Source organism: Pseudomonas sp. SDO55104_S430 (genome assembly GCF_054070595.1).
On the sequence record NZ_JBSVXG010000204.1, the window covers coordinates 1 to 10,282 of the forward strand.

At 61.4% G+C, this 10,282-nt stretch carries 10 protein-coding genes; 7 read left to right on the forward strand and 3 right to left on the reverse strand.

Annotation, left to right across the window (positions count from 1 at the left end; translation table 11 throughout):
• Positions 1 to 82: 82 nt before the first annotated feature.
• On the reverse strand, positions 83 to 703 hold the full coding sequence (locus ACW9JE_RS24650) for a TetR/AcrR family transcriptional regulator (RefSeq protein WP_175377290.1): 621 nt from the start codon (positions 701 to 703) through the stop codon (positions 83 to 85).
• Between the two features lie 139 nt (positions 704 to 842).
• Here ACW9JE_RS24650 and copC point away from each other — a divergent pair, with 139 nt between their 5' ends.
• The 7 genes from copC (at position 843) to ACW9JE_RS24685 (ending at position 7,071) form a co-directional block, all read left to right on the forward strand.
• On the forward strand, positions 843 to 1,202 hold the full coding sequence (copC, locus tag ACW9JE_RS24655) for a copper homeostasis periplasmic binding protein CopC (protein WP_457434216.1): 360 nt from the start codon (positions 843 to 845) through the stop codon (positions 1,200 to 1,202).
• 3 nt (positions 1,203 to 1,205) lie between these two features.
• Entirely contained in the window at positions 1,206 to 2,063 is an 858-nt protein-coding gene (copD, locus tag ACW9JE_RS24660) for a copper homeostasis membrane protein CopD (protein ID WP_457434217.1), read from the forward strand.
• A 318-nt stretch (positions 2,064 to 2,381) separates the two neighbouring features.
• Positions 2,382 to 3,206, forward strand: a complete 825-nt coding sequence (locus ACW9JE_RS24665) for an NAD-dependent epimerase/dehydratase family protein (RefSeq protein ID WP_457434218.1) — start codon at positions 2,382 to 2,384, stop codon at positions 3,204 to 3,206.
• Between the two features lie 49 nt (positions 3,207 to 3,255).
• Positions 3,256 to 4,149, forward strand: coding sequence for an SMP-30/gluconolactonase/LRE family protein (locus ACW9JE_RS24670; protein WP_224535365.1), 894 nt, complete (start codon positions 3,256 to 3,258; stop codon positions 4,147 to 4,149).
• 64 nt (positions 4,150 to 4,213) lie between these two features.
• Entirely contained in the window at positions 4,214 to 5,185 is a 972-nt protein-coding gene (locus ACW9JE_RS24675) for a TRAP transporter substrate-binding protein (RefSeq protein WP_457434219.1), read from the forward strand.
• 77 nt (positions 5,186 to 5,262) lie between these two features.
• The gene (locus ACW9JE_RS24680; RefSeq protein WP_457434220.1) at positions 5,263 to 5,790 is read left to right on the forward strand and encodes a TRAP transporter small permease; all 528 of its coding nucleotides are present in this window, start codon (positions 5,263 to 5,265) and stop codon (positions 5,788 to 5,790) included.
• Positions 5,791 to 7,071, forward strand: a complete 1,281-nt coding sequence (locus tag ACW9JE_RS24685) for a TRAP transporter large permease (RefSeq protein WP_457434221.1) — start codon at positions 5,791 to 5,793, stop codon at positions 7,069 to 7,071.
• Between the two features lie 164 nt (positions 7,072 to 7,235).
• On the opposite strand, the gene ACW9JE_RS24690 is transcribed toward ACW9JE_RS24685, so the two are convergent.
• Both ACW9JE_RS24690 and ercA read right to left on the reverse strand, forming a co-directional pair.
• Positions 7,236 to 8,972 carry a hybrid sensor histidine kinase/response regulator gene (locus tag ACW9JE_RS24690; RefSeq protein ID WP_457434222.1) on the reverse strand — a complete coding sequence of 579 codons (1,737 nt, stop codon included), beginning with the start codon at positions 8,970 to 8,972 and terminating at the stop codon, positions 7,236 to 7,238.
• Positions 8,956 to 10,119, reverse strand: coding sequence for an alcohol dehydrogenase-like regulatory protein ErcA (gene ercA / locus ACW9JE_RS24695; RefSeq protein ID WP_224535355.1), 1,164 nt, complete (start codon positions 10,117 to 10,119; stop codon positions 8,956 to 8,958). The genes ACW9JE_RS24690 and ercA overlap by 17 nt, the downstream gene beginning before the upstream one ends.
• Positions 10,120 to 10,282: the final 163 nt, after the last annotated feature.

Genomic DNA, 10,282 nt, shown 5'->3' on the forward strand with positions numbered 1-10,282 from the left:
TACAGGTTTTGCGGTCGTTCGCCGGATAACCCTGTAGGAGCGAGGCTTGCCCGCGAAGAGGCCGTCCGCAACAGCGACAATCTCAAGGCTCCAACCCAATCCCCCGCAAGATCACCTGCGTCACCGTCTGCACCGCCCGCTCGAACTGCATGTCCGACAGCGCCTGATGCTCGTTGAGAATGTTCACCTGATGATCGAAATCCGCGTAATGCTGGGTCGAGGCCCAGATCATGTAGAGCAGGCTTGAGGGCTCCACCGGCAGGATGCGTTTGTCGTCGACCCACTGGCGGATCTTCGCCTCTTTCATCTTGGCCCAGTCATAGAGGCTGGCGTCCAGGGCTTCGCCCAGGGTCGGGGCGCCGTGGATGATTTCGTTGGCCCAGACTTTAGAGCCGTAGGGACGGGTGCGGGAGTGGTGCATCTTGGCGCGGATGTAGCTGCTGAGGACCACGCGGGGGTCGTCGAACATCTCGAAGCACAGCGCATCCTGCTTCCACACTTCCAGCAGGTCGAACAGCACGGCGCTGTACAACTCGGTCTTGGTGCTGAAATAGTAATGCAGGTTGGAACGCGGCAGTTGGACCTCGGCGGCGATGTCGGCCATGGCGGTGCTGCCGAAGCCTTTTTCGGCGAAGACCTTTTCGGCGGCGAGGAGAATTTTCTCGACGTTACTGCGACGAATCTCGATCTTGTGATTGCCCATGTGGGCTCCCTGACAACAGCGTTAAACAAGACTAGCATCCGCTCTGACACGCGGCGACAGGGGAACGGCAAACTTCCTGAACCCGGTGCGCCGCGACTAGACTTGCGCCCACATCGAACCTGCCATCGAGGGATTGAACATGTTTAAGAAAACCCTGATCACCACCGCGCTGCTCGGCTCTCTTTTCGCCGCATCCTCGGTGTGGGCCCACGCTCATTTGAAGAGCCAGACACCCGCCGCCGACAGCACCGTCAGCCCGCCTGCGGAACTGAGCCTGACGTTTTCCGAAGGTGTTGAAGCCGACTTTTCCAAAGTGACGATCACCAAGGATGGCGCCGATGTCCTGGTGAAAAGCCTGACCACTCAGGGGGACAAGAAGACCCTGATCGTCACCCCGGCGGTGCCGTTCACCGCCGGCGATTACAAGGTCGAATGGCATGTGGTGTCGGTCGACACCCACAAGAGCGAAGGCGCATACGCCTTCAAGGTGGGCCAGTAGTACATGACCGATGCGATGGTGCTGTGCCGCTTCCTGCATTTCACCATGGTGCTGATGCTGTTCGGGGCCTGGGTGTTCAAGCCGCTGCTGCTGGGGCGCGACACCACGCTCGATCAATCGTTGGCGTTTGTCTGTCGCTGGCTGGTGGCGGTGGCGCTGATCAGCGGCGTGGGCTGGTTGCTGCTGGTCACCGCCAGCATGGCCGGAAACTGGAGTGCGGCGTTTGACCCATCGACGCTGCACCTGGTGCTCGAGCGCACATTTTTCGGCCAGGTGTGGCGCTGGCACTTGCTGATCAACGCCTTGTTGCTTGTACTGCTGCTGTCACCACTGCGGGCCAACCGAACCCTGCAACTGATCTTCGGCGGCCTGCTGCTGGCAACCCTGGCCCCGGTCGGTCATGGCGCCATGTTCGATGGCGTCGAAGCTCGATGGCTGATCTTCAATCAATTGCTGCACCTGACCTGCGTCAGCGTGTGGCTCGGCGGGCTGATGCTGCTGCTTCTGATCCTGCGTCGACCTGACGGACATTCCATTGAGACGTTGTTGCGCAAGTTCAGTGGCGTCGGCTATGGCCTGGTGGCCGGCTTGCTGATCACCGGCTTGATCAACGTACGCGCCCTCACCGGAGCATTCTGGCCGACACCCCTGTTGAGCGGTTTCGCCTTGATCCTGTTGATCAAGGTTTCGCTGGTGGGTGCGATGCTCGGGTTGGCGCTGTTCAACCGGTTGCGCATCAACGACTGCGAACAACACCTTCCGACGTTGCGCCGCAGTGTGCTGCTGGAGTGGTTGCTGGGGATGGGCGCGGTCGCGGCAGTCTCGTTGCTGGGCACCCTGCCCCCCATGATTTCAGGCTGACGCAATCCCTGTAGGAGCGAGCACGCTCGCGATGGTCGTCAACGAAAACGTTGGCTGCCTGACACCCCGCGGTGTCTGTGCCTCCATCGCGAGCATGCTCGCTCCTACAGGGGTCTGATACAGACGCAACACATCGTACGCCCAGAAGATCGCAGCCACGGTGCATTCGATAGCCTCTGCACGGACCAGTGTCCGTACGCCCTCTCGTCAATTTCCCAAAACGTCGCGTTGACAAGACCCGAAAAGCCCACCAATACTTCCGCACAGTCATACGACAACCTACAACAATCAATAATAAGAACGTGTAAAGGGATTTCCATGACGACCACTGCATCGACACGCGCGCCGTTCAATCGCCTGCTTCTGACCGGTGCCGCCGGCGGGCTCGGCAAAGTCTTGCGCGACAGCCTGCGCCCCTATGCCAATGTCATTCGCCTTTCGGACATCGCCCCCATGGCACCCGCCATCGATGACCGTGAAGAAGTCGTGGTCTGCGATCTCTCCGACAAGCAGGCCGTGCATCGACTGGTCGAAGGCGTGGACGCGATCCTGCACTTTGGCGGCGTCTCCACCGAGCATGCCTTCGAAGAAATCCTCGGTGCCAACATCTGCGGGGTGTTCCACATCTACGAAGCGGCCCGCCGGCATGGGGTCAAACGCATCATCTTCGCGAGCTCCAACCACGTCATCGGCTTCTACAAGCAGGATGAAGTGATCGACGCCCACTCCCCTCGACGCCCGGACAGCTACTACGGCCTGTCCAAGTCTTACGGCGAGGACATGGCGACGTTTTACTTCGACCGCTACGGCATCGAAACCGTCAGCGTACGCATCGGCTCCTCGTTCCCGGAGCCGCAGAACCGCCGGATGATGAGCACCTGGCTGAGCTTCAGCGATCTCACCCAATTGCTCGAACGCGCGTTGTACACCCCCGACGTTGGCCACACAGTGGTTTACGGGATGTCTGACAACAAGGACGTCTGGTGGGACAACCATCTCGCCTCCCGCCTGGGCTTTGCCCCCAAAGACACCTCCGAAGTGTTTCGCGAAAAAGTCGAAGCCCAGCCACTGCCAGCTGCCGATGATCCGGCGCGGATCTACCAGGGCGGTGCCTTCTGCGCAGCCGGCCCCTTCGGAGATTGAGTCAAGCCGTCACTGGATCTTCATCACAACGCCAAGGGAATGAATCGCCATGCAAGCCGAATTGATTGTCGATGCCCGCAACGCAGTCGGTGAAAGCCCGGTCTGGGTCGCCGAGGAAAACGCCCTGTACTGGGTCGATATTCCCGCCGGAGGCTTGCAGCGCTGGAGCGCCGAGCGCGGACATGTCGAGAGCTGGAGAACGCCGGAAATGCTCGCCTGCATCGCCCGTCATCCTGACGGTGGCTGGGTCGCCGGCATGGAAAGCGGCTTCTTCCATTTGCATGCCCATAACGATGGCAGCCTCGACAGCGAACCTTTGGCCGCGGTCGACCACATTCGCCCCGACATGCGCCTCAACGATGGTCGCTGCGATCGCCAAGGGCGTTTCTGGGCCGGCAGCATGGTGCTGGACATGGGCGCCAATGCCGACGATGGCGCGCTGTTCCGCTATAGCGCCGGCCAAGAGGGACCGCTGACACCGCGCCTGAGTGGCTTCATCGTGCCCAACGGCCTGGCCTTCAGCCCGGACGGACGCACGATGTACCTGTCCGACTCGCACCCGCAGATCCAGCAGATCTGGGCGTTCGACTACGACATCGACAGCGGTACGCCGAGCAATCGCCGGGTGTTCGTCGACATGCGCAAGTTTTGCGGCCGTCCCGACGGTGCCGCGGTGGATGCCGAGGGCTGCTATTGGATCTGCGCCAACGACGCCGGGCTGATTCACCGTTTCACCCCCGATGGACGACTGGACCGTTCCCTCGCCGTCCCGGTGAAAAAACCGACCATGTGCGCCTTCGGCGGCAGTCGACTGGACACGCTGTTCGTGACCTCGATCCGCCCCGGCAATGACCTTGATCCACATTCCATTGCCGGCGGCGTGTTCGCCCTCGATCCCGGCGTGAAGGGCTTGCCCGAACCTCTGTTCAACGATCTGTTTTAACGACCGCTCCCGCTGCACCGCTGCGCTTTTGAATACAAAAATAACAAGACTGGAGAAATGCCCCATGGACTTCAAACGCACCTTGCTCCTCGCTTCGCTCCCGCTCACCTTCATCCTCGGCAACGCCGCCCAGGCACTGGAAATCAAATTCGCCGACATCCACCCCGCCGGTTATCCGACAGTGGTGGCCGAGGAACAGCTGGGCAAGACGCTGGTGGCGGAAAGCGACGGCAAACTGACCTTCAAGATGTTCGCCGGCGGCGTGCTCGGCTCGGAGAAGGAGGTGATCGAACAGGCTCAGGTCGGCGCCATCCAGATGGCCCGGGTCAGCCTCGGCATCGTCGGGCCGGTGGTGCCCGACGTGAACGTGTTCAACATGCCCTTCGTGTTCCGCGACCAGGCACACATGCGCAAAGTCATCGACGGCGAAGTCGGCGACGAGATCCTCGACAAGATCACCAACTCCGAATTCAACCTGGTGGCCCTGGCCTGGATGGACGGCGGCACCCGCAACATCTACACCAAAAAGCCGGTGCGCAGCCTCGAAGACCTCAAGGGGATGAAGATCCGTGTGCAAGGCAACCCGATGTTCATCGACACCATCAACGCCATGGGCGGCAACGGCATTGCCATGGACACCGGTGAAATCTTCAGCGCCCTGCAGACCGGCGTGATCGACGGCGCGGAAAACAATCCGCCGACTCTGCTCGAACACAACCACTTTCAGAGCGCCAAGTTCTACAGCCTGACCGGACACCTGATCCTGCCGGAGCCCATCGTGATGTCGAAAATCACCTGGGAAAAACTCACTCCCGAGCAGCAGGCGCTGGTGAAGAAAACCGCCAAAGCCGCCCAGGCTCAGGAACGCACGCTGTGGGACGCCAAATCGGCCAGCAGCGAGGAAAAACTCAAGGCCGCCGGCGTCGAATTCATCACCGTCGACAAGAAACCTTTCTACGAAGCGACCGCCTCGATCCGCGAGAAATACGGCGCGCCCTATGCCGATCTGATCAAGCGCATCGAAGCCGTGCAGTAACCCTACCGCTCTCCTGAAAGGCCCGACGCCACGGCGGTTGGCAAACCTCCGTGCGCGCCCGGTTACGGTGAAACCCGATGAAGAATCTCGCGCTGCGCATCAACGACAGGCTGTATATGGCCTGTATCTGGATCGCCGGTCTGTCGGTCCTGACCATTTCCCTGATCATTCCCTGGGGCGTATTCGCCCGCTACGTGCTCGGTACCGGTTCCAGCTGGCCCGAGCCCACGGCGATCCTGCTGATGATGGTCTTCACCTTCATCGGCGCCGCCGCAAGCTATCGCTCAGGTTCGCACATGGCTGTAGCGATGCTCACCGATCGCCTGCCGCCGCACCTGCGCAAGACCATGAGCATCGTCGCGCAATTGCTGATGGCGACCATCTGCCTGTTCATGACGATCTGGGGCACCAAGCTCTGCATCTCGACCTGGAACCAGTACATGAGCGCCCTGCCCACCTTGCGGGTCGGCATCACTTACATGCCGATCCCCGTGGGTGGCCTGCTGACGCTGATCTTTGTCCTGGAAAAACTCCTGCTCGGCGATCAGAGCAACCGTCGGGTCGTGCGCTTCGACCTCGTGGAAGAAAACGAAGGGGCTGCCTGAATGGACGCTTTGATTCTGCTGGGCAGTTTTATCGCATTGATCCTGATCGGCATGCCGGTCGCCTACGCCCTGGGGCTCTCGGCCCTGATCGGTGCCTGGTGGATCGACATTCCCTTCCAGGCCCTGATGATTCAGGTTGCGGGGGGCGTGAACAAATTCTCCCTGTTGGCGATTCCGTTCTTCGTGCTGGCCGGCGCGATCATGGCCGAGGGCGGCATGTCCCGGCGCCTGGTGGCATTCGCCGGGGTACTGGTGGGTTTCGTACGCGGCGGCCTGTCGCTGGTCAACATCATGGCCTCGACCTTCTTCGGCGCGATCTCCGGCTCCTCAGTGGCCGACACCGCGTCCGTAGGTTCAGTGCTGATTCCGGAAATGGAACGCCGCGGCTATCCAAGGGAATTCGCCACGGCGGTGACCGTCAGCGGCTCGGTGCAAGCCCTGCTGACACCGCCGAGCCATAACTCGGTGCTCTATTCGCTGGCGGCGGGCGGCACGGTGTCGATTGCCTCGCTGTTCATGGCCGGCGTGGTCCCGGGCCTGTTGATGAGCGCGTGCCTGATGGTCCTGTGCCTGATCTTCGCCAGGAAGCGCGACTACCCCAAGGGCGAAGTGATTCCGATGCGCGAAGCGCTGAAGATCTGCGGCGAAGCGATGTGGGGCCTGATGGCCATGGTGATCATCCTCGGCGGCATTCTGTCGGGCATCTTCACCGCGACCGAATCGGCGGCGATCGCCGTACTCTGGTCGTTCTTCGTGACCATGTTCATCTACCGTGACTACAAATGGAGCGAGTTGCCCAAGCTCATGCATCGCACGGTGCGGACGATTTCGATCGTGATGATTCTGATCGGCTTCGCCGCCAGCTTCGGCTACATCATGACCCTGATGCAGATTCCGGCGAAGATCACCACGTTGTTTCTGACCCTGTCGGACAACCGCTATGTGATCCTGATGTGCATCAACGTCATGCTGCTGTTGCTCGGTACAGTGATGGACATGGCGCCGTTGATCCTGATCCTGACGCCGATCCTGATGCCGGTGATTCTCGGCATTGGCGTGGACCCGGTGCAGTTTGGCATGATCATGCTGGTCAACCTGGGCATCGGCCTGATTACACCGCCGGTGGGCGCGGTACTTTTTGTGGGGTCTGCAGTGGGTAAAGTGACAATCGAAACAACCGTGAAGGCCTTGCTGCCGTTCTACGGTGTGCTGTTCCTGGTGTTGATGGCCGTGACCTACATTCCGGCGCTGTCGCTGTGGTTGCCGCATCTGGTGCTGTAAAACGCCAAAGCTCGCAGCCTGGATAGCTCCTGCATTGGCATAGCGTAAACCCTGTAGGAGCGAGCATGCTCGCGATGGTCGCCAACGATAAAGTTGGCGGCCTGACACCCTGCGGTGCCTGTGCCTCCATCGCGAGCGTGCTCGCTCCTACAGGTTTGCGGTGATCAGGGGGTGCCCAGCAACTGGCTCAGTACCGCGCGCAACTTGCCGGGTTTGACCGGTTTATTCAGCAGCGGCGCGTCGAGTCGTTGCAGGGTGCTTCGGCACTGGTCGGTACGGTCTGCGGTGATGATTACCGCGGGTATCGACTGGCGGAAATGCTCGCGCAAATGCCGCACCACGTCGCAGCCGATCACGGCGTGATCGAGGTGGTAATCCGCCAGAATCAACTCCGGTGCCCTCCCCGCCAACGCCGCCAGCGCCGCGCTTTCATCAGTGGCCGTGACCACTTCGCAGCCCCACTGCCCGAGCAACGCGCTCATGCTTTGCAGAATGCTCACTTCATTGTCCAGCACCAGCAATCTGCGGCCCGGCAATGGGTCTCCGGTGCTCGGCTGCGGTGCGCTCTGGCCGATCGGCAAGGGAATGTCATGGGACAGCGGCACATCGATGCTGAACATCGATCCGCGCCCGGGCCGCGATCGCACGCCGACGGGATAACCAAGGATCTTGGCGATACGCTCGACAATCGCCAGCCCCAGGCCAACGCCCTTGCGGTCTGCCGCGCGCCCGACATCCAGCTGGTTGAATTCTAGAAAGATCGAGTCGAGCCGGTCCGCCGGAATCCCGCGGCCTGTATCCCATACCTCCAGGCGCAGAGACTCACCGCGCCGCCGGGCGCCGAGCAGGATGCTGCCTTCGTCGGTATAGCGGCAGGCATTGCTGAGAAAGTTGCGCAGGATCCGCGTCATCAGGCGCAAGTCGGTGCTGATGGCGAAATCGCCCATGTGTGCGCGCAGGTTCAAGCCCGCCGCCTGGGCCACGGACTGGAACTCCGAGACCAGCGGCCCGAGCAACTCATCCAGTCGATAGGACGCGATGTCAGGCTTGACCGCCGACTGATCGAGCCGGGAAATGTCCAGCAGATCGGTGAGCAAATCCTCCGCGCCTTCAAGAGCCTGGTGCGTACGCTCCACCAGCACCTGCTCGTCTCCCGGCAACTTGCGTTCGCGAAGGGTCGAGATCAGCAAGCGCGCCGCGTTCAGCGGTTGCAGCAGGTCATGGCTGGCTGCCGCCAGGTACTTGTCCTTGCTGCGATTGGCGGCCTCGGCGGCATCCCGGGCATCGCGCAGGGCCTGGGCGATCTGTTTACGCTGGGTGATCTGCTGCTGCAGGTTGCGGTTGGCTTCGAGCAGCTCATCGGTGCGCGCAGTGACCCGTTGCTCCAGTTCGTCATTGAGCTGTTGCAGGCGCTCCTGGGCCTGTTTGCGCTCAGTGATGTCGGCGACAAAACCTTCCACCAGGCCTTCCTGGCCGGGCTTGAGCAACAGGTTCATCAACACATCGATGTGGCTGCCGTCCTTGCGCCGCAGACGGGTTTCGTAGCCGTTGAGGCTGCGCTGGCGCTGGAGGATTTCGCCGATATCCTCCAGTTCCTGCGCCCCGCCGCAGAACAGTTTGCTGGCCAGGTCATTCAGGGAAAACAGCACCGCCTGTGGGTCCTGATAGCCAAGCATCCGCGCCAGCGCCGGGTTGGCGGCGCGCATGCCGTCTTGCAGGCTGGCCTGGAAAATCCCGTGGACGGCGTTTTCGAACAGCCATTTGTAGCGGTTGCGCTCGGCTTCCAGTTCATCCAGGCGCGCGGCCAGTTCCGGGTAATGGCTCTTGCGCGCCGAGTGGCTGCCCAGTCCCAAAAGCCCCGTCAAGGCCGCACGTTGTTGCTCGTCAGAGGGCTTCGCCATAGACGACCTCGACATCACGCTGACTGGACTCGCGCGGGTTGGTCAGAATGCACGGGTCGTCCATGGCGTGTTGCGACAGGAAGGGAATGTCCGAGGTGCTGACCCCGTGCAAGCCGAGGGTTTCGTGGAAACCTATGGCGTGTTTCAGCGCGATCAGGTGTTCCACCAGACGCCCGCAGATCTGCCGGTGGTTAAGGCCCCGGCAATCGATGCCGAAGGTCTCGGCAATGACCTTGAAGCGTTCCGGCGCCGAGCTGTAGTTGAAGGCCACCACGTGCTCCACCAGTACCGCATTGCACAGGCCGTGGGGCAAGTCGAGGAAGCCGCCCAGGCTGTGGGACATGGCGTGCACCGCACCGAGGATCGCATTGGAGAACGCCAGCCCGGCCTGCATGCTCCCGAGCATGATTTTCTCTCGCAGGGCGATGTCCGTCGGGTTGGCGATCATCTGCACCAGATTGCCATTGATCAGGCGCATCGCCTCCAGCGCATGGGGATCGGTCAGCGGCCCGTGACCGGTGGACACAAAGGCTTCGATGGCGTGCACCAGCGCATCGATACCGGTACAGGCCGAGAGGAACGGATCCATGCTCAGGGTGGTTTCCGGGTCGATCAGCGACACGTCCGGCACCACTGCCTTGCTGACGATGGAGAACTTCATGCGCTCCTGCTGATTGGAAATGATCACGAACTGCGAGACGTCGGCCGAAGTGCCGGCGGTGGTCGGGATCAGAATCAGCGGCGGGCTGGGCACGCGGATGGTGTCCACCCCTTCGAATTCGAGGATGTTGCGCCCGTGGGCGACGACGATGCCGATGCCCTTGCCGCAATCCATCGGGCTGCCGCCGCCGACAGCGACAATCACATCGCAGTGATTTTCCCGGTACATGTCGGCCCCGAGCATGACCTCTTCGATCCGCGGATTGGGCGAGACGGCGCTGTACAGGCAGTATTCGATGCCCAACGCCTGGAGGCTGGCCTCGACGTCAGCGACCCAGCCGGCGGCAATCACCCCCGGATCGCTGACCACCAGCACCTTGCGCGCGCCGAAGGTCTTGGCGTAGTTGCCGACGTTGTGCCGGCAACCGGCACCGAAAATGATTTCAGGCGAGACGAACTTGCGCAGCTGACTGAGACTCTGGCTCATGGGAAGCCTGTTCTTATTGTTTTGAAATGTAACGTCCACACTAAAGCATCCGGTGGTGAATGCAATGAGACCAATGACGGGAGCGTGAATACAGCACAAAACCCTGTGGGAGCGGGCTTGCTCGCGAAGGGGTCGTGTCAGTCGACCTCTATGGTGATTGACA